Source organism: Catenulispora pinisilvae (genome assembly GCF_015356865.1).
Classification (GTDB): domain Bacteria; phylum Actinomycetota; class Actinomycetes; order Streptomycetales; family Catenulisporaceae; genus Catenulispora; species Catenulispora pinisilvae.
Window position 1 is genome coordinate 15,953 of record NZ_JAAFZA010000107.1, and the last position, 18,245, is coordinate 34,197.

Genomic DNA, 18,245 nt, shown 5'->3' on the forward strand with positions numbered 1-18,245 from the left:
TCGGCGTGCACCCGACCGCCACCGATCCAGACGCCGCCGCCCAGACCCCTGTCAACCTGCACAGCCTGGGGCGGGTCCGAGTGCTGCAAGCCCTCACCGACGCCCCCGCGCTGTCCCGGGCCGAACTGGTCCGCCGCACCGGATTGGCCCGCGCCACCGTGGGCTCGGTGATCCTGGAGCTGATCACGGCCGGACTGGTGCGCGAGAGCGCCGACGGCGTGCCGTCGGGTCAGCGCGCCGGCCGGCCGCCTCAGCTGGTGTCTCTGGACCCTGAGGCCGGCTACGCGGTCGGGCTCGACGTGGGGCACGATCATGTCCGCGTTATTTTGACCGATGTCGTCGGAACCTCGCGCTGGGACCGGTCCGAGACGATCGCCGTCGACGACGATCCGGAGCGGGCGCTGGACACCGCCGTGCGGCTCATCACGAGCGCGGTCCAGGACACGGCCGTACCGCCGGAGAAGATCCTGGGGCTGGGGCTCGGGATCGCCTGCCCCGTCGACAAGGCCACCGGCGGCCTCCGGGCCGAGGGGATCATGCCCGGCTGGGTCGGCACCCGGCCGGCCGACGTGCTCGCCGAACGGACCGGGCTGCCGACCCGGATCATCAACGACGCCAACGCCGGCGTGCTCGCCGAACGGCGCTTCGGCGCGGCCCGCGACTGCGCCAACGTGGTCTACGTGCGGCTGGCCGCCGGCATCGGCGCCGGCATGATGAGCGACGGCCGCATGCTCCTGGGCCATCTCGGGCTGGCCGGCGAACTCGGGCACGTGGTGGTCGATCTGTTCGGCGCGGTCTGCCGCTGCGGCGGCCGCGGCTGCCTGGAGACCGTCGCCAGCCCGGCCGCGATCACCGGGCTGCTGGCCCGGAGCTGGGGACAGCCGGTCGGCAGCGTCGACCTGGCCGCCCTGCTGCGCCGGGGCGACCGCGGGGCGCTGCGGGCCGTCGAGGACGCCGGCGAGGCGGTCGGCCGGGCGCTGTCCACCGTCGTCTCGCTGCTCAATCCGGAACTCGTGGTCATCGGCGGCGACCTGGTCGAGGCCGGCGAGGCGCTGCTGGAGCCGATGCGCCGCACGCTGAACCGGGGCACCATGGGCTCGCTGCACCAACGCCTGCGGATCGTCCCGAGCCTGCTCGGCGACAGCGCCGGGGCGCGCGGCGCGGCAGCCCTCGTCCTCGACGGCGTTCCCGAGCAGCTGGGGAAGTGACGGCTATCGTGGACGCTGTCGGAGGGAGAACCACGTGGTCGCGGAAGACGCGGTCAAGCTCGCGGTGCTGATCGACGCGGACAATGCCCAGCCGGGCAACGCGCCGACACTGCTGGCGGAGATCGCCAAGTACGGCACGGCGCACGTCAAGCGCGCCTACGGCGACTGGACCGGGACCAGCCTCAAGGGCTGGAAGGAACAGCTGCTGACGCTGAGCATCCAGCCGATCCAGCAGTTCGCCTACACCTCCGGCAAGAACGCCACCGACGCCGCGATGGTGATCGACGCCATGGACCTGCTGTACTCCGGGCGTTTCGACGGGTTCTGCATCGTGTCCTCGGACAGCGACTTCACCCGGTTGGCCGCCCGGATCCGGGAGTCCGGCCTGATCGTGTACGGGTTCGGCGAGCGCAAGACGCCGAAGCCGTTCGTCGCGGCGTGCGACAAGTTCATCTACACCGAGAACCTGGCGGTCACCGACGAGGTCGTGCCGGAGACTACGGCGAAGCCGACCGCGAAGAGCACGGCGGCCAAGCTACGCGGCGACGCGAAGCTCGTCAGCCTGCTGCGGACGGTGGTGGAGGCGGCCAGCGACGAGGACGGCTGGGCCGGTCTGTCCGGCGTGGGCCAGATCCTGACCAATCAGCAGCCGGACTTCGACTCCCGCACCTACGGCTACCCCAAGCTCAGCAACCTGGTGACGGCGACCGGCCTGTTCGACGTCGACCGCCGGAGCGCCGGAGCGGGCGCGCCGGCCCAGATCTATATCCGGGACAAGCGCTACGAGTCCCGCTCGGAGCAGTAGCCGCCGGTTCCTCAACGCATCACCCCAGGTCAGCAACCCGCTGACCTGGGGTGATGTGCGTCACCCCGGATTCCGCTTTTGCGAAACGGGCTAGTTTCGATACGATGGAGTTCCGAGACGCTCCCGTTTCGATACAAACTCGTTCAGCATTGAGAGGCGAGCACCGATGACCAGCCAGGTGGCACAGGCCCAGGAGTCGGTCCACACCCCCGGGCGCAAGCGCGACGCGTCCCGGGACGACGCCCTGCGCCAGGCCGCCCTGGAGGTGCTGGCCGAGGTCGGCTACGACCGGCTGACCATCGACGCCGTGGCCGCCCGGGCCGGCGCCGGGAAGGCCACGTGCTACCGGCGCTGGGCCGGCAAGGCGGAGCTGGTCGTGGACGCGGTCGGCCGGATGAAGGCCGCCCCCACGCAGCCGGACACCGGGACCCTGCGCGGCGATCTGGTCGAGCTCACCTGTCACTTCAACGACGTGGACGACACGTTCCGGACCGACGTCCAGGCCGGTCTGGTTTCGGGCCTGGTCCACGACGCCAAACTCCGCGAGGCGTTCGCCGAGCTGTTCATCGCACCGCGCAAGGCGGTGTACCGGGCGGTCTTCGACCGGGCGATCCAGCGCGGCGAGATCGCGCCGGTCCCGAACTACGAGCTGCTGTCCGACATCGTCCCGTCCATGGTCTTCCACCGGCTGATCCTCACCGGCCGACCGCCGGATCCGGCGTTCATCCTCACCATCCTCGACCAGATCGTCCTGCCGCTCACCAAGCCCTGCGCGCAGGGCGAGGCGGCCCAGAACCCGAACACCAGCCACACCCAGACAAGGACTACCTCGTCATGACCGAGTCCATAGCCCAGACCCTCGACCCGAGGCGGTGGCGGGCCCTGGCCTTCATCGCCCTGGCCCAGCTGATGGTCGTCCTCGACGGCACCATCGTGAACATCGCCCTCCCCTCCGCCCAGCGCGACCTGGGCATCTCCGACGCCAACCGGCAGTGGGTGGTCACCGCCTACGCCCTGGCCTTCGGCGGGCTGCTGCTGTTCGGCGGCCGCATCTCCGACCGCTGGGGCCGGCGCCGGGCCTTCCTCATCGGCCTGATCGGCTTCGCCGGCGCCTCGGCGCTCGGCGGCGCGGCCGTCAACACCAGCATGCTGCTCGGCGCCCGCGCCCTGCAGGGTGCGTTCGGCGCGATCCTGGCCCCGGCGGCGCTGTCGCTGCTGACCGTCACCTTCACCCAGCCGAAGGAGCGCGCCAAGGCCTTCGGCATCTACGGCGCGATCTCCGGCGGCGGCGCGGCCGTCGGCCTGCTGCTGGGCGGGGTGCTCACCGAGTACGCGAACTGGCGCTGGACGCTGTACGTCAACGTCCTGTTCGCCGTGGTCGCCGTGGCCGGCGCGATCTTCGAGATCAAGGAGCCCGAGGGCACCCGCAACCACAACCGTCTGGACATCCTCGGCATCGTGCTGGCCGGCGCCGGCCTGGCCTCGCTGGTCTACGGATTCAACAAGGCCGAGACCGACGGTTGGAGCTCCACCACCACGCTCGGCTTCATCATCGGCTCCGTGGTGCTGCTCGCCGCGTTCATCTTCTCCCAGACCCGCGTGGCCAGCCCGCTGCTCCCGCTCCGCGTCATCACAGACCGCAACCGCGGCGGTGCGTACCTGACCATCGGTCTCGCGGTGGTCGCGATGTTCGGCGCGTTCCTGTTCCTCACCTACTACCTGCAGGTCGTGCTGGGCTACAGCCCGCTCAAGAGCGGTCTGGCGTTCCTGCCGATGGTCGTCGGCATGATGCTCGGCGCCACCCAGGTCGCGGTCCGGCTGTTGCCGAAGGTCCCGACCAAGTTCCTGATGGTGCCCGGTGCGGCGATCGCCGCGGCGGCGATGCTGATCTTGACCCAGATCTCGGTCGCCGGCTCCTACACCACCACCGTGCTGCCCGCACTGCTGATGCTCGGCTTCGGCATGGGCCTGGTGTTCATGCCGGCCATGAACGTGGCGACCCACGGCGTCCGGCCGCAGGACGCCGGTGTCGCCTCGGCGATGGTCAGCACCTCCCAGCAGGTCGGCGGCGCGATCGGCACCTCGCTGCTGAGCACGATCGCCAACAGCGCCACCGCGAACTACGCCAAGGACCACGCCGCGGGCGTCCACTCCGCGGCCGGCGGCGCGCAGCTGAAGCTGTCGGCCATGGTCCACGGTTTCTCCATCGCCTACTGGATCGCCGCAGGGCTGCTGACACTGGCCGCCCTGGTGGCCGCGACGCTGATCAACGCCCGGCCGCAGACCGGCGCACCCGCCGCCGGCTCCGGAAACTCCGGGGCCGACCACACCGAGACCGCCGAGGACGCGGTACCGGTCTTCGCACACTGACACCCACAGCACGATCCGCCCGGCCGTGGCACCACCCGCCGCCACGGCCGGGCCCTGGGGGAGACCGCCATGCACACGGCAACCAAGACTCCTATTCACTCCGGATTTCTGCTCGACGCGGCCCGGGAACTCGGCAGCAACCCGCAGCGCGTGCGACGCCTGCGCTCGCGCCTGCTCACCGTGCTCGTGGCCTGCTGTACCGGGCTCGGTGCCTGGATCGTCTACCTGGCGATCTCCATGCCGACCGGCTACCGCTCGAAGGCCTGGTCCGCGGCCTGGGTCGGCTTCGACATCCTGCTGCTGCTGTCCCTGACCGGGACCATCGTGGCGGCCATGCTGCGGCGGCAGATCGTCGTCGTGCTCGCGGTGTTCACCGCGACGCTGCTGCTGTGCGACGCCTGGTTCGACATAGTGCTGGACTGGGGAACGTCGGACGTGTGGGGCAGCCTGGCCTCGGCGGCGTTCGCCGAGGTGCCGCTCGCGCTGTTCCTGTTGCATCGGGCCCGCAAGCTGGTCCGGGTGGCGATCCGGCGGCGCTGGCACGAGCTCGGGCTGCCCGGCGAGCCGCCGGCGCTGTACCGGATTCCGCTGTTCTACTCCATCGAGCCGACGGTGCCGACGGTGCCGGATACAGCTGTGCCAGATATGGCCGGGCCGGAAGCAGCTGTGAGCGAATGAGCGGTCAGTCGGAGTCGCGGTGCTGCTGCCCGGCCGACGGACCGCCCACGCCGGCCGCCCGCAGCACGGCCGCAGCGGCCGCCACCGCCACGGACACACCACCGACCACGGCGCCTACCGTGCGGTTCCGCTGACGCCGGGCCTGGCGGTCCTCGAAGGCCCGGAGGCTGGCCCGGCTCGGGTGCTTGTAGCGGACATCCATGACGAACACTCCTGCCGCGGGCCTGGTGGACGGCGTCCAGGCACCCGCTTCGGGCACCAGTACCAGCATCGCGCGTGCTGCGGGCCGCCGCTGACCGGAGCTGTACCTTTCGGGGGACGGCGCTGCCGGGAGTGACAGAATGCAGCATCCATGGCCCCGTGCCTGGATCCGCGGTTGTGCCGGGCGGTTCAGACGCCCGGCACAACCCGAACCGGCAGACCTCAGCGCCCCCGCGGCGTCGTGGACGACGCCAGGAGGTGCCCGGCGGCGTCATAGACACTGGTCGCCACGGAGGCAGGCGGCGGCGGGGCGACGGCCAGGTCCACGTAGACCAAGCTCCAGCCCGGATGCCCGACCAGCGTGAGGACCGTCGCGGGGTGGACCGTCCCGTTCACGGTCACCTCGCCCGAGGCGGGCACGCTGCCGCCGTTGTACACCCCGCCCAACAGCCTCCCGCAGATCAGCACACTGATCGACGGCTGGACGCCGTTGTCGGTGGACTGCGGCCCGACCCGGCCGCCGGGGCAGGTGAAGGTCACCGAATCCGTGGTCAGCGTGATCGAGGTCCCGTCCGCGAGCGGGATCTTCCCCGGCTGTACCACGCGCACGGTCGGCGCGGAGGTCGCCGGCGTCATCGGCGAGGAGGGCGGTGAGGCGGGCGCCGGCAGAGTCCGGCTGGTGACCGCGATCGGGGCCGGCAGCCCCGAGCCGGCCGACACCGCGCCGCCGTGGCCGTGCCCGCCGACCAGCGCGCTCGGCACCACCGCCACCGCCCCGGCCGCGACCAGCGCCACGCCGGAGACGGCCGCCGTGCGCGCCCGACGCCGGTGTCGGCTCCCGGCGATGACCTGCGCCGCCGTGAAGCCGGCCGACCGGCCGTCGTCGCCGTGCAGGACGTGCCGCATTTGCTCTTCGAAACCGTCGTTTGTTTCCATACACCACCTCTGAATCAGCAGAACGGTCTTACCAATCAGCCGGAACGGGTGCCCCGGCCGAGTCCAACAGGGCGCGCATTTTGCGCAGCCCCCGTGCCGAAGTGCTCTTGACCGTGCCCACCGCGACGCCGATCTCGGCGGCTATCTGGGCGTCGCTCAGATCCGCGTAGTAGCGCAGCACCAGCACCTGCCGCTCCCGGCGCGTCAGTCGGCCCAGCGCGGCCAACATCACGTCGCGCTGTGCGTGGCTGGCCGCGTGGTCCTCCGGCGAGCTGACGTCCGGTACCTCGGCCGTCGGCCACTCCGGGCGGTGCTGCCGACGGCGCCACCAGTCGCGCTGCTGGTTCAGCAGGGCCTTGCGGACATACGCCATCGGATCGCCGGACTGGATGCGTCCCCACCGCGCATACGTCCGTTCCAACGCCGACTGCGCCAGATCGGCGGCCCGGTCCGGATCGCCGCTCAGCCACTGGGCCAGCGCACGGATGCGGTGAGCGTTCGCCTCCACGAACTCCGTGAAGTCCGCGTCAAGCTCGGTTCGCTCGCTTTGTCGTCCCACGCACTCACAGACGCGCGAAACGGCGATCCGGGTCTGCGTCACCGGCGACGAAATTCCGTGTCGCCGGCGGCGGATTCCGCGCCCGAAGCCAACACTCGGCGAAGCCACGATGAATTCCACGTCCAACTGGCGTCCGCCAACCAAGGATCCCCTAAGCTCGGCGGCGAAACCGTTCCGGACGCTCGCCATGATGGGGCTCCCCTTGTCCAAGATCCCGCCCTGGCTGGCTTCGCCGAAGGTCGTCCTGGCGCTCACCACCGCCGTCGCGGTCGTCGGCGCGCTCGTCGGCACCTCGATGCACCACACGCCCGCGAAGCCCGAATACGCCGCCGGTCTGCCCGCCAACGCGCTGACCGTCGACGCCTACGACTGCGGCGCCGACTGGACTTCGGCCAAGCCGGGCAAGCAGAACCTGCTGATCGCCAACACCGGTATCCAGACCACCGAGGTCTACCTGGTCAACCCGGACAGCGGCGCGATCTACGGGGAGATCGTCGGGCTGGCCGCCGGGACCAGCGACCAGATGCCGGTCGTGCTCGGCGACGGTACCTACGCCCTGCGCTGCTGGCCGGCCGACGCCGATCCGGTCACCGGGCCGCCGGTCCGGGTCACCGGAAGCGCGTCCGCGTCGATGGCCGGGGTGACGACGCCCGGTGTGCTGCCGGTGTCGCGCGAGGACCTGACCGCGCCGGTGAAGGCCTACCAGGCCTACGTCGAGGGCGGTCTGGCGCAGCTGAAACCGTTGGTCCAGAAGCTCCAGGCGGACATCGCCGCCGGGGACCTCGACGCCGCGCGGACCGACTGGGTCCCGGCGCACCAGCAGTACGAGCGCCTCGGCGGCGCCTACGACGCCTTCGGTGACCTCGGCGACGCGATCGACGGCCTGCCGAACGACCTTCCCGGCGGCGTCGGGGACTCGGGCTTCGGTGGCTTCCACCGCCTTGAGTACGGGCTCTGGCACGGTCAGAGCGCCGCGCAGCTGGCGGGTCCGGCCGGGGATCTGGCGACGTCGGTGGACAAGTTGGCGACCGAGTTCCCCGGCGACCAGATCGACCCGTTGCAGCTGGGCCTGCGGACGCACGAGATCCTGGAGGACGCGGTCCGCTTCGAGCTGTCCGGCCAGAGCGACCAGGGCAGCGGCACGACGCTGGCGACCATCGAGGCGAACATCGACGGCACCCAGTCGCTGCTGGACATCCTGCGGCCGATCCTCACGCCGCGCGACCCCGACCTGCCGCGGATCGACGCCGCGCTGACCCGGCTGCGCGGGCTGGTCCAGGCGCAGCACCACGCCGACGGGTCGTGGACGCCGCCGGCCCAGCTCACGACCGCGCAGCGGGAGGCGCTGAACTCGGCGGCCGGCGGTGCGGTGGAGTTGCTGGCGCCGGTCGCGACGATCTGCGAGCCGCGGTTGGACAAGTCGTGATGGCCGCCCGCATCGCATCACCTGCTTCGTTCCAGATCTCACCAGGGAGCCCCCGATGACCGCCCCGATCGGACGCCGGTCCCTGCTTCGCGCCGCCGGTATCGGCGGCGTGGCGGCCGCCGCGACCACCGCCGGCACCGGCCTGGCGCTGACCCGCGACCCGGCCTCGGCCGCCGCCACCGCCGAAGCCGCCACCGCCGCCGCGCCCTCGTTCCACGGCCCGCACCAGGCCGCGGTCCTCCGGTCCGCCGCGCCGGCCACGATCATGCTGGCGCTCGACGTCACCGCGACCGACAAGGCCGGGCTCACCGAGCTGTTCGGCACCATCAGCGCCCGCGCCGCGTTCCTCACCTCCGGCGGCCTGCCGGACCAGGCGGGCGTCAGCGGGCCGCCGACCGATTCCGGCACGCTGGGCCCCGAGGTCGTCGCCGACAACCTCACGGTGACCCTCGGCGTCGGCTCCTCGTTGTTCGACGACCGCTTCGGGCTGGCCGCGCGCAAGCCCGACGGGCTGTTCCCGATGCCGGTCTTCCCGAACGACGACCTCGACCAGGCGCAGTGCCACGGCGATCTGAGCCTCCAGCTCTCCGCCGACCACGGCGACGCCGTGCTGCACGCGCTGCGCGACATCATGCGCGGTGTCCGCGGCGCCGCGCAGATCCGGTGGCGGATCGACGGCTCCGTCAGCCCGCCCCGGCCCTCGGGGACGCCGCGCAACCACTTCGGGTTCATGGACGGCACCGCCAACCCGGACGTCACCGATCCGGCGCAGATGAGCCGGCTGGTGTGGGTGGACCCGGCGAAGAACCCGGCGTGGACGACCGGCGGCAGCTACCTGAGTGTGCGGCTGATCAGGATGCTGACCGAGTTCTGGGACCGGGTCTCGCTCGGGGAGCAGGAGAACATGTTCGGCCGGCGGCGCGGCAGCGGGGCCCCGCTGTCCGGGCACGTCGAGACCGACGCGCCGAACTACTCCAACGACGCCACCGGTGAGACGATCCCGCTGACCAGTCACATCCGGCTGGCCAATCCGCGCTCCGCGGCGACCGACAGTTCGCGAATCCTGCGGCGCGGCCACAACTACGACCGCGGCGTCGATCCGAACGGCAACCTCGACATGGGCCTGATCTTCACGTGCTACCAGCAGGACGTCCACCGGCAGTTCGAGACGGTGCAGAACCGGCTGAGCGGGGAGCCGCTGGACGACTACATCTCGCCGTTCGGCGGCGGGTACTTCCTGGTGCTTCCCGGCGTTTCGTCGGGTTCGGACTTCTTCGGGTCGGCATTGTTGGCCTGACCGTCGGCGGCACAGAGCCTCAGAATTCTCATGAGATTCCCGGCGCGTTCACTGCGGTTGTCGAGACTGACCCCCGATACACAGGCAAGACCGCCTCTGGAGAGAGAAGATCCGATGTCGCAGAGCAAGAAACGACTGATCCACCGGAAGTGGGTCCTGCCCACGGCCGCCGCCGCGGTGATCGGTCTTGTCGCCACCCCGAGCGCGTTCGCGTCCGGGTACGACTGGCACCACGGCCACGACGGCAACGGGGACAGCCGCACCACCACCCCGATCAAGCACGTGGTCGTCCTCTTCGACGAGAACGTCTCCTACGACCACTACTTCGGCACCTACCCGAAGGCCGCGAACAACGGCGACGGCACGCCGTTCACCGCGAAGTGGGACACGCCGAAGTCGAACGGCCTGACGCCCTCGCTGCTGACGGCGAACCCGAACCAGTACAACCCGCAGCGGCTCTCCTCGAGCCAGGCGCTGACCTGCGACCAGAACCACGGCTACACGGCCGAGCAGAACGCCTCGGACGGCGGCAAGAACGACAAGTACGTCCAGAACACCACCGTGGCCACCTGCACCGGCATGCCGGTCCTGTACGGCGCGCCCGGCCTGGGGATGGACTACTACGACGGCAACACCGTCACCGGCCTGTGGAACTACGCTCAGAACTACGCGATGAGCGACAACTCCTACAGCGACGTGTTCGGCCCGTCCACCCCCGGCGCGCTCAACCTGATCTCCGGCCAGACCTACGGCGCCACCGCGGTGAACTCCACCACCGGCCAGCCGGTCTCGGCCTCCTTCATCGGCAGCCCGAACGCCTCCGGCGTCGGCACCCTGTACACCGACGCCGACCCGGCCTACGACGACTGCTCGGACAACGGCCACGCGTCCACCTCGCCGCTGGCCGCCCTGTCCGGCACCAACGTCGGCGACCTGCTGAACAAGAAGAACGTGACCTGGGGCTGGTTCCAGGGCGGCTTCGCCCCCACCACCACCGCCGCCAAGTCGGCCAACGGCTACGCCCAGTGCGGCGCCGCCCACAGCAACGTCGGCGGCAACTCCTCCGCCGACTACTCGGCGCACCACGACCCCTTCGAGTACTTCAAGTCGACGGCCAACCCGCACCACCTGCCGCCGTCGAAGACCTCGATGATCGGCAAGACCGACCAGGCCAACCACCAGTACGACCTGTCGGCGTTCAGCACCGCCCTGAACACCGGCCACCTCCCGGCCGTCAGCTTCCTCAAGGCGGCCGAGTACCAGGACGGCCACGCCGGCTACTCCGACCCGCTGGACGAGCAGAACTTCATCGCCACCGAGATCAACGCCATCCAGAAGTCCCCGGACTGGAAGGACACGGCGGTCATCGTCGCCTACGACGACTCCGACGGCTGGTACGACCACCAGTCCGGCCAGATCGTCAGCGGCTCCAACACCTCGCTGGACGGCTCCCCCGCCTGCACCGCGGCCGCGCCGGCCAAGGGCCAGGCGGACCGCTGCGGCGTGGGCCCGCGCCAGCCCTTCCTGGTGATCTCGCCCTACAGCAAGCAGAACTACATCAGCCACAACCAGATCTCGCAGTCCTCGATCCTGCAGTTCGTCGAGAACAACTGGAACCTGGGCCGCGTCGGCAACGGCTCGTTCGACGCCAACGCCGGCTCGATCCGCAACATGTTCGACTTCAGCTTCCCGGACGTCTGGAACAAGATCATCCTGAACCCGAAGACGGGCGCCGTCACCTCGCGGTGGTAGTCGGTCGGTAGGAAGCGGCGCTCAGCGCCTGGAGCCATCGGCGGTCGGATCCTCGGAGAGTCGAGGGGACGGCGCCGGTGGCTCCTGTTGTCTCGGCGAGCCGAGAACCCCCCGTGGAACCATCCGTCCTACTCAGCCAGCACACCGGCTTCCTCCCGCAAAGCAAGCGCCACCGCGTCCACCGAAGCCCGGCCGGCCCCGGGCAGCCGGACGAGGCTGACCCGCCGCCGTTCCTCGGGCACCCCGTCGATCCCCACCAACCGCACCCCCGGCGGAACCGCGGCCAGCATCGTCGACGGCACGGTGGTGATCCCCAACCCGGCCGCGACCAGATGCAGTTTGGTCAGCCAGTCGCGGCTGGCGTGCTGGACTCGCGGTCGGCCCGGGAATCCCGGCCAGACGCCCAGTAAGGGCTCGTCGATGCCGGCCGGGCTGGCGATCCACGTCTCGTCCGCCAGTTGCTCCGTGGTGACGCTCGCGGTGTTCGCGAACCGTCCGGCGGCCGGTACCGCCAGGGCCAAGCGATCCTCCAGCAGCGGCTCCACGTGCAGCGGCGGATCGTCCATGTCCGGCGACCGGTGCGGCGGACGCGACGACAGCACCGCGAGGTCCAGCGCCCCGGTCCGCAGCGCCCGTACCAATGACGGAGTGGTGCCCTCCCGCGTGCTGACCTGGATGTGCGGCCGCTGCCGACGAAGCGCCGCGAGCGCCCTCGCGACCATGACCGGCCCGGCGGCAGGGAAGAACCCGAGCCGCACGCGTCCGCTGTCATCCTGCGCCCCGCGCAGCTCCCGGTCCGCGGCCTCCAGCGCCTCCAACGCCGTGACGGCGTGCCGCAGCAGCGCCTGCCCCGCGCTGGTCAGCCGCACGCCTCCGGGATAGCGATCGAACAGCCGGGCCCCGGTCGCCTGTTCCAGGGTGGCCACCTGCCGGGAGACGGCCGACTGCGTGTAGCCCAGCGCCTCGGCCGCGGCGGTGAAGGTGCCGCGCTCGGCCACCTCACGCAGGACCCGCAGCCCGACCAGCGTCATGTCCATGAGGAGACAGCATATCCAGTATGCCGGGCATTCGTTGGCGGAATGCCCGCGCGGTCTCTAGCGTCGAGAGCATGAACGCGTAGCGCCTGGCGCTCGCGCAGCTATTGCTCAGCACCAGAAAGGCAGAACCATGCCCCTGATCAACATCTACCTCCGCCAGGGCACCACCCCCGAGCACCGCCGCCTCGTCTCCGAGGCCCTCCACAAGTCCATGGTCGAGGTGCTGAAAATCCCCCAGGACGACCAGTTCCACGTCTTCCACGAAGTCCCCGCTGAAAACTTCGTCATCCAGCCGGTCGCCTTCGGCATCCGCCGCGGTGAGCGCACCATGTTCATCCAGTTCGCCTTCAACCAGCGCACGCCGGAGGAGAAGAACGAGCTTTTCCGAGCAGTCGTCGCCAACCTCCGGTTGTACGCCGACGTCCCCGAGGAGGATTTCCTGCTGGTGATCCAGGAGACCGCCCGCGAGAACTGGTGGGCGGCCGGCCGCGTCGTCAATCCCGAGACGGGCTACGACGAACGCATGACGGCCGTCGCGCAAGACGTCGCCTAAGGGCTCGCACTGGCCGAGAGCCGAGAAGCTGCTCTACAGCACGCGAGAACGAACCCTCAGAAGCGTCGACCACCGTCCAAGGACAGATCGATGCCGTTAGCCCAAGCGTTCTCCAGCAGGAACAGGCAAGCGTCGACCACATCGCCCATGGTGCCGAGCCGCCCGGTCAGCGAGGCGCTGCGGGCGCTGTCCACGACGGCCGCCGCCGCGTCAGCGTTCTCCGTCCAGAACGGGCTGTCCCCGATCATCCCGGGATGGAGCGCGTTGACCCGCACCGGGGCGAGTTCGTGGCTCATCATGCGCACGAGCCCGGTGACCGCGGCGTTCACCGCGGACACGGTGGTCGATCCGAAGTAGGGGTAGTCCTTGGCCACGCCGCCGAACAGCAGGATCGAGGCGTCCTGGGCCATCCGCGGGGCGAGCGCGCTGGCGACCGCGGTGTAGCCGACGACCTTGGTGACGGCCAGTTCGCCGGCCTTGGCCACGTCGTAGGCCGCCATCGTGTTGCGGTCCCGGACCACGCCGACCAGCGCGAGCCGGTCGACCCGCTCGACCGTTGCCAGCCGGTCGACGATCTCGGCCGGGCTGGTCAGGTCCAGGGCCAGGCCGGTGACCGTGCCCGGCACGTCTTTGGCCAGTTCGGCTGCCACGTCGGCAGCCCGTTCCGCGCTGCGCCCGGTGATCACGACGTCGGCGCCGCGCCGCGCGTATTCGGCCGCCAGTGCCTTACCGGTTCCCTGCGTGGCCCCGATGATCACGACCGACTGCATGCTCTTACGACCTTTCAAGTGATCCGCTATGCCGGGCGTCACTCCGCCGGGGTGTTCCATTCCATGGCCGAGGAATCTGTGAGGTGAAGAAGAACGTTCATACGTCCAGGCTGGCGTTGACAGTCTCTGCTGTCAACACCGACGTTGAATAATCAACACAGCCGTCAGGCTTTCCTCACTCCGCCGTCACCACACACCGCGCGCTCGAGAAAGTCCAGGTCACGGCGCATGGCGGCGATCGCGCCCGAGACGCCGGCCGGGCTGCGATCGGCGGTGTGCGCGCGGACCATCGCCAGCGCCAGCTCGGAGAGTTCGCTGCTCAGCGCCTCCACCGAGGGCCCCGAGGCCGGGTTGTACCACCAGGCCAGCCAATTGATCATGCCCAGGATGGAGAACGCCGCGACCCGGCCGTCGCAGCGCCGGAACTCCCCGGATTCGCAGCCCTCGTCGATCACGCCGGAGACGGCCAGGAAGACCTCGTTGCGCACGGCGGCGAACTGGCCGTCCCGGTCGAGCAGTTCGATGAGGCTGCTGCGGATGAGCCGCGCGCGCAGCGGCGCGGCGGCGATCGGCGCGGCCAGCGCGCGGACCAGGCCGGCCAGCCGCTCCTCGGCACCGCCCCGGACCGCCGCGGCCCGGTCCAGCGCGCGGCGCGAGTCGTCCGCCAGCCCCTGCACCAGGCGGGTGAGGATCTCGTCCTTCCCGGTGAAGTAGTGGTAGAGCGCCGGACGGCTCGTTCCGAGGGCGGTCGCGATCTCCTGCATGCTGGTCGCGGCGAAGCCCCGGGTGGCGAACAGCCGCGCCGCCTCGTCCAGGATCTCCGCCTCCACCAGCGCGCGCCGCGGGCCGCGAGTCCGTCCGGCCCGGTCCGGGACGCGCTGCTCGTCGGCGTTCGGGGCCGTGGAATCTCCTCGCATGGCTGACAGCGTAAACAAGCCGCGCGGGGACGGGACCGGGAGCAGCCCGGGATCAGCCCGCCTTCGGGCCGCGGAGCCCGTCCAGCGCCGCTTGCAGCAGCGGCCGGACGCGGGCCGCGTCGCCGCGGATCGTGGCGACCGCGTGGACGAGGTCGAGGACCTGCTCGATGTCGAGGTCGTCCCGGATGGCGTGCGCGGCCTGGGCCGCGGCGAGAAGCGGCGCCCCGGCCGCGACGACCCGGGCGCGGCTGCCCTCGAACAGCGGGTCGCCCCGGTCGGTGTGCTTGAGCAGTTCGGCGGCGAGGTGGCGCTTGCCGGCGAAGAAGGCGAACAGCTGCCGCAGCCAGGCTTGCAGCGCCTCGCCCGGCGGCTGGCCGTCGGCGGTCTCAGCAGCCTGACAGATGGCGTCCACCTCGTCGGCGTAGAGGGCCTGGAGCAGTTCGGGACGGCCGGGGTAGTTGCGGTACAGGGTGGCCATGCCGACGCCGGCCCGCCGGGCGATCTCCGCCATCGACACCTCGGCGTCCGGATCGGCGAACGCCGCGCGGGCCACGGTGAGGATCTTGGCGCGGTTGCGTTCGGCGTCGGTGCGGCGCGCTGCCGGGGGCAGCGGTTTCGGGGTCGGTTCCGCAGTCAAGTGGACAGCCTATCCGTTTCAGTCCTAGGGTGAAGTGGAAAGCCTATCCACTTCGCTTCGATCCCAGCCTACCCGCCTGCCGGGGCCCTGCCCACGGCCGGCGAAAGGAGTCCTCATGGAGTACCGACCGCTCGGAGCCACCGGAATCTCGGTCAGCCGGCTCACGCTCGGCGCGATGATGTTCGGCGCCTTCGGCAACCCCGACCACGACGACGCGGTCCGGATCGTCCACGCGGCCCTGGACGCCGGCATCACCACCATCGACACCGCGGACGGCTACTCCAACGGCGAGTCGGAGGAGATCCTGGGCAAGGCGCTGGCCGACGGACGCCGGGACGAGGTGATCCTGGCCGTCAAGTTCGGGGTCTCCTTCGGCGGCGACCCGAACCACCGCGGCGGTTCGCGGCGCTGGATCACCCGGGCCGTCGAAGGCTCGCTGCGCCGCCTCGGCACCGACTACATCGACCTGTACCAACTCGGCGCCCCGGACCCGTCCACCGACATCGACGAGACGCTCGGCGCGCTCACCGATCTGGTGCGCGCCGGCAAGATCCGGTCCTTCGGCGCCTCGAAGATGCCCGCCTCGCAGATCGTGGAGGCGCAGTGGGTCGCCGACCGTCGCGGCTTCGGCCGGATGCGCAGCGAGCAGGCGCCGTATTCGATCCTCACCCGGGCGGTCGAATACGACCTGCTGCCCACCGCGGCGCGCCACGGCCTGGGCGTGCTGGCCTACAGCCCGCTGGCCGGCGGCTGGCTCTCGGGCAAGTACCGCACGGGCGCCCAGATCAGCGGTCCCGGCTCCCCGGCCCGCGCTCGGAGCGCCGCCGCGTACGACGCCACCGCCCCGGCCAACGCCGCCAAGTTCGCCGCCGCCGACGCCCTCGGCACGCTCGCCGACGAGGCCGGGCTGACCCTGGTCCAGCTGGCGACCGCGTTCGCCACGCGGCACCCCGCGGTCAGCTCGGCCATCATCGGCCCGCGCACGATGGAGCACCTGGAGGGCTACCTGGCCGCGGACGGGGTCGAGCTGAGCGCGGACGTGCTGGACCGGATCGACCGGATCGTGCGTCCCGGCGAGACGGTCAACGTCGCCGACAACTTCTGGGAGTACGGGACGCGCTCGCTGGAAGCCGCGTTCCGAAGGGGGTAGCAGAGCGCTGATCTGGCGGCGCCGCCGAGACATCTTCGCTCCGCGCGGCTTCAGCTCCTCGCCCGACCGTCGCGGAGAAACACCGCGGTGGTCAGCACCCCCAGCAGCACGATGCCGGCGTTCACGCCGATCGCGACGCGCAGTCCGCCCAGGATGGCCGTGGCGCCGGTGCCGGCCATCGTGGCGGTGACGATGGCGCTCATGATGGGGGTGCCCATGGTGATGCCCACTTGCTGGGTCATGGTGGCCAGGCCTGTCGCCAGGCCTTGTTCGTGGTCGGCGAGGCCGGAGGTGGCGGTGACCATGAAGCCGACGATGGCGAGCATGTTGCCGATGCCGCCGAGGAAGCTGGCGACCAGCATCAGCCAGAGCCAGGTGCGGTCGGCACCAAGGCCGAGGAGGGCTGCGGTGAACACGGCCTGGAGGAGTCCCCCGATGATCAGCGTGCGCTTGCTGCCGAGACGGCCGATGGCCTTCGGGGCCATGGTGCCGCCGAGGACGGTGCCGGTGCCGAGGACGCCGAAGGACAGCCCGGCGGCGAGTGGGGAGAAGCCGAGGACCCGCTGCAAGTAGAGGGTCAGCGGGAAGACGAGCGAGGTCTCGGTGAGGAAGGCGATCAGGCCGGCGACGTTGCCCCACGCCACCGAGCGCTTGCCGAGGACGCTGAGCGGGACCAACGGCGAGGGGACCTTGCGCTCGACGGCGTAGAAGACCAGCAGCAGCGCCAGGCCCACCGCGATGGGGAGCAGCGCGCCGGCCGAACCCCAGCCCTGCTCGCCGGCCTGGGCCAGGCCGAGCACGATGGCCAGCAAGCCGAGGGTGACGGTGACCGCGCCGGGCAGGTCCAGCTTCGGACGCTCGACGGGCCGGGACTCCTTGATGACCGTCGGGGCGATGAACAAGACCGCGAGCGCGACGGGCACGTTGATGAAGAAGGCCCAGCGCCACGACAACAGATCGGTGAGCACGCCGCCGAGGATGGCGCCGGTCGTGAAGCCGGTGGACATCAGCGCCCCGTTGAGCCCGAGCGCCTTCTCCCGCAGCGGGCCTTCGGGGAACGAGGTCGTCAGCAGGGACAGACCGGCGGGTGTCACCGCGGCGGTGGCCAGTCCCTGGAAGACGCGCGCCGTGATCAGCATCTCAGGGTTCTGTGCCAGCCCGCCCACCACCGACGCCGCGCCGAGGACCGCGAGCCCGCCGAGGAACAGCCGCCGGCGTCCGAACAGGTCCGCGACCCGGCCGAAGAACAGCGTGAACCCGGCTGCGCACAGCGCGAAGGACGTGCCGATCCATTGCAGGTGCGCCAGCGAGAAGCCCAGGCTCCGGCCGATCACCGGCAGCGCGACGTTCAGGATGGCGAAGTCCACGGCCAGCGTGAACTGCGTGGCGAGCAGCAGGACGAGGATCAGCCGGAGCCGCGGGGTCAGTACGGCCGGCGCTGTGCTGCCCGGCGCACCTGCGGCCAGCTCGGTATCAATAGCAGTCATGGGAAACAGGCTCGTCGGAGCCCGGATTCCCAGCCAGAACCCAGCCTTGCGCAGTCAGCGTGAGGGTAGTCATTACTTGACTACCCTCACGGCTCCCGGCCGTCCGGACCGGCAGGCATCATGGAAGGTGAACGGCGACCGCCTCGCCGCCCGCCGAACCGGAGGTATCCATGGACGCGCCGTCCGAGCTGGGAGAATTCCTCAAGTCCCGCCGCGCCGCGCTGCGCCCCGAGGAGGTCGGCATCACGCCGCACCCGTCCCGCCGCCGCGTCACCGGGCTCCGCCGTGAGGAGTTGGCGATGCTGGCCAACGTCAGCATCACCCACTACACCCGCCTCGAACAGGGCCGTTCCACCAGCGTCTCCGAAGGGCTGCTCAAGGCGATCGCGCGCACCCTGCGCCTCACCGACGACGAGACGGTCCACCTGACAGACCTCGCCCGCCCCGCGGCCACCGCACCCC

At 70.8% G+C, this 18,245-nt stretch carries 19 protein-coding genes; 11 read left to right on the forward strand and 8 right to left on the reverse strand.

Annotated elements, in window-relative coordinates; genetic code table 11:
- Positions 1-5 precede the first annotated feature (5 nt).
- From IZR01_RS26615 to IZR01_RS26635, 5 genes are all read left to right on the forward strand, one after another.
- Complete coding sequence (locus tag IZR01_RS26615) at positions 6-1,208, forward strand: ROK family transcriptional regulator (RefSeq protein WP_194925437.1); 1,203 nt, start codon at positions 6-8, stop codon at positions 1,206-1,208.
- A 34-nt stretch (positions 1,209-1,242) separates the two neighbouring features.
- Positions 1,243-2,013 carry an NYN domain-containing protein gene (locus tag IZR01_RS26620; protein ID WP_194894796.1) on the forward strand — a complete coding sequence of 257 codons (771 nt, stop codon included), beginning with the start codon at positions 1,243-1,245 and terminating at the stop codon, positions 2,011-2,013.
- 166 nt (positions 2,014-2,179) lie between these two features.
- Positions 2,180-2,851 (forward strand): TetR/AcrR family transcriptional regulator, encoded by a 672-nt coding sequence (locus IZR01_RS26625; RefSeq protein ID WP_194894797.1) that lies wholly within the window; start codon positions 2,180-2,182, stop codon positions 2,849-2,851.
- Entirely contained in the window at positions 2,848-4,383 is a 1,536-nt protein-coding gene (locus IZR01_RS26630; protein WP_194894798.1) for an MFS transporter, read from the forward strand. The genes IZR01_RS26625 and IZR01_RS26630 overlap by 4 nt, the downstream gene beginning before the upstream one ends.
- A gap of 69 nt (positions 4,384-4,452) precedes the next feature.
- Positions 4,453-5,061, forward strand: a complete 609-nt coding sequence (locus IZR01_RS26635; protein WP_194925438.1) for a hypothetical protein — start codon at positions 4,453-4,455, stop codon at positions 5,059-5,061.
- Positions 5,062-5,065: 4 nt separating this feature from the next.
- Here the strand turns inward: IZR01_RS26635 and IZR01_RS26640 are convergent, their stop codons facing one another.
- The 3 genes from IZR01_RS26640 to IZR01_RS26650 all read right to left on the reverse strand — a co-directional run bounded on the left by IZR01_RS26640 (position 5,066) and on the right by IZR01_RS26650 (position 6,799).
- Positions 5,066-5,263 (reverse strand): hypothetical protein, encoded by a 198-nt coding sequence (locus IZR01_RS26640; protein ID WP_194894800.1) that lies wholly within the window; start codon positions 5,261-5,263, stop codon positions 5,066-5,068.
- Between the two features lie 221 nt (positions 5,264-5,484).
- On the reverse strand, positions 5,485-6,198 hold the full coding sequence (locus tag IZR01_RS26645) for a hypothetical protein (RefSeq protein WP_194925439.1): 714 nt from the start codon (positions 6,196-6,198) through the stop codon (positions 5,485-5,487).
- A 28-nt stretch (positions 6,199-6,226) separates the two neighbouring features.
- Positions 6,227-6,799 (reverse strand): SigE family RNA polymerase sigma factor, encoded by a 573-nt coding sequence (locus IZR01_RS26650; protein ID WP_369125499.1) that lies wholly within the window; start codon positions 6,797-6,799, stop codon positions 6,227-6,229.
- A gap of 160 nt (positions 6,800-6,959) precedes the next feature.
- On the opposite strand from IZR01_RS26650, the gene IZR01_RS26655 reads away from it, so the two are divergent.
- The 3 genes from IZR01_RS26655 (at position 6,960) to IZR01_RS26665 (ending at position 11,232) form a co-directional block, all read left to right on the forward strand.
- Complete coding sequence (locus IZR01_RS26655) at positions 6,960-8,183, forward strand: EfeM/EfeO family lipoprotein (RefSeq protein WP_194925441.1); 1,224 nt, start codon at positions 6,960-6,962, stop codon at positions 8,181-8,183.
- A 55-nt stretch (positions 8,184-8,238) separates the two neighbouring features.
- The gene (gene efeB / locus IZR01_RS26660; RefSeq protein ID WP_194894804.1) at positions 8,239-9,480 is read left to right on the forward strand and encodes an iron uptake transporter deferrochelatase/peroxidase subunit; all 1,242 of its coding nucleotides are present in this window, start codon (positions 8,239-8,241) and stop codon (positions 9,478-9,480) included.
- A 114-nt stretch (positions 9,481-9,594) separates the two neighbouring features.
- On the forward strand, positions 9,595-11,232 hold the full coding sequence (locus tag IZR01_RS26665) for a phospholipase C (protein ID WP_194925442.1): 1,638 nt from the start codon (positions 9,595-9,597) through the stop codon (positions 11,230-11,232).
- 128 nt (positions 11,233-11,360) lie between these two features.
- Here the strand turns inward: IZR01_RS26665 and IZR01_RS26670 are convergent, their stop codons facing one another.
- Positions 11,361-12,269, reverse strand: coding sequence for a LysR family transcriptional regulator (locus tag IZR01_RS26670; protein WP_194925443.1), 909 nt, complete (start codon positions 12,267-12,269; stop codon positions 11,361-11,363).
- Positions 12,270-12,399: 130 nt separating this feature from the next.
- On the opposite strand from IZR01_RS26670, the gene IZR01_RS26675 reads away from it, so the two are divergent.
- A complete protein-coding gene (locus tag IZR01_RS26675) occupies positions 12,400-12,822 on the forward strand; it encodes a tautomerase family protein (protein WP_194894807.1) in 423 nt (140 codons plus the stop codon).
- Between the two features lie 56 nt (positions 12,823-12,878).
- Here IZR01_RS26675 and IZR01_RS26680 read toward each other — a convergent pair whose 3' ends face one another.
- The 3 genes from IZR01_RS26680 to IZR01_RS26690 all read right to left on the reverse strand — a co-directional run bounded on the left by IZR01_RS26680 (position 12,879) and on the right by IZR01_RS26690 (position 15,146).
- A complete protein-coding gene (locus tag IZR01_RS26680; RefSeq protein WP_194925444.1) occupies positions 12,879-13,592 on the reverse strand; it encodes an SDR family oxidoreductase in 714 nt (237 codons plus the stop codon).
- Between the two features lie 164 nt (positions 13,593-13,756).
- On the reverse strand, positions 13,757-14,509 hold the full coding sequence (locus IZR01_RS26685; protein ID WP_194925445.1) for a TetR/AcrR family transcriptional regulator: 753 nt from the start codon (positions 14,507-14,509) through the stop codon (positions 13,757-13,759).
- A gap of 52 nt (positions 14,510-14,561) precedes the next feature.
- The gene (locus tag IZR01_RS26690) at positions 14,562-15,146 is read right to left on the reverse strand and encodes a TetR/AcrR family transcriptional regulator (RefSeq protein WP_228554709.1); all 585 of its coding nucleotides are present in this window, start codon (positions 15,144-15,146) and stop codon (positions 14,562-14,564) included.
- Positions 15,147-15,261: 115 nt separating this feature from the next.
- Between IZR01_RS26690 and IZR01_RS26695 the strand changes: the two genes are divergently transcribed.
- Positions 15,262-16,296, forward strand: a complete 1,035-nt coding sequence (locus tag IZR01_RS26695; RefSeq protein ID WP_194925446.1) for an aldo/keto reductase — start codon at positions 15,262-15,264, stop codon at positions 16,294-16,296.
- 50 nt (positions 16,297-16,346) lie between these two features.
- On the opposite strand, the gene IZR01_RS26700 is transcribed toward IZR01_RS26695, so the two are convergent.
- On the reverse strand, positions 16,347-17,783 hold the full coding sequence (locus tag IZR01_RS26700; RefSeq protein ID WP_194925447.1) for an MFS transporter: 1,437 nt from the start codon (positions 17,781-17,783) through the stop codon (positions 16,347-16,349).
- Between the two features lie 170 nt (positions 17,784-17,953).
- On the opposite strand from IZR01_RS26700, the gene IZR01_RS26705 reads away from it, so the two are divergent.
- A partial coding sequence (locus tag IZR01_RS26705; protein ID WP_194925448.1) for a helix-turn-helix domain-containing protein occupies positions 17,954-18,245 on the forward strand: 292 nt, incomplete at its 3' end.

Coding starts and splice junctions, on each gene's coding strand:
- IZR01_RS26695 (WP_194925446.1), top strand. CDS start 15,262: ATGGAGTACCGACCGCTCGGAGCCACCGGAATCTCGGTCAGCCGGCTC.
- IZR01_RS26680 (WP_194925444.1), bottom strand. CDS start 13,592: ATGCAGTCGGTCGTGATCATCGGGGCCACGCAGGGAACCGGTAAGGCA.
- IZR01_RS26630 (WP_194894798.1), top strand. CDS start 2,848: ATGACCGAGTCCATAGCCCAGACCCTCGACCCGAGGCGGTGGCGGGCC.
- IZR01_RS26635 (WP_194925438.1), top strand. CDS start 4,453: ATGCACACGGCAACCAAGACTCCTATTCACTCCGGATTTCTGCTCGAC.
- IZR01_RS26625 (WP_194894797.1), top strand. CDS start 2,180: ATGACCAGCCAGGTGGCACAGGCCCAGGAGTCGGTCCACACCCCCGGG.
- IZR01_RS26685 (WP_194925445.1), bottom strand. CDS start 14,509: ATGCGAGGAGATTCCACGGCCCCGAACGCCGACGAGCAGCGCGTCCCG.
- efeB (WP_194894804.1), top strand. CDS start 8,239: ATGACCGCCCCGATCGGACGCCGGTCCCTGCTTCGCGCCGCCGGTATC.
- IZR01_RS26670 (WP_194925443.1), bottom strand. CDS start 12,269: ATGGACATGACGCTGGTCGGGCTGCGGGTCCTGCGTGAGGTGGCCGAG.
- IZR01_RS26640 (WP_194894800.1), bottom strand. CDS start 5,263: ATGGATGTCCGCTACAAGCACCCGAGCCGGGCCAGCCTCCGGGCCTTC.
- IZR01_RS26665 (WP_194925442.1), top strand. CDS start 9,595: ATGTCGCAGAGCAAGAAACGACTGATCCACCGGAAGTGGGTCCTGCCC.
- IZR01_RS26675 (WP_194894807.1), top strand. CDS start 12,400: ATGCCCCTGATCAACATCTACCTCCGCCAGGGCACCACCCCCGAGCAC.
- IZR01_RS26645 (WP_194925439.1), bottom strand. CDS start 6,198: ATGGAAACAAACGACGGTTTCGAAGAGCAAATGCGGCACGTCCTGCAC.
- IZR01_RS26700 (WP_194925447.1), bottom strand. CDS start 17,783: ATGACTGCTATTGATACCGAGCTGGCCGCAGGTGCGCCGGGCAGCACA.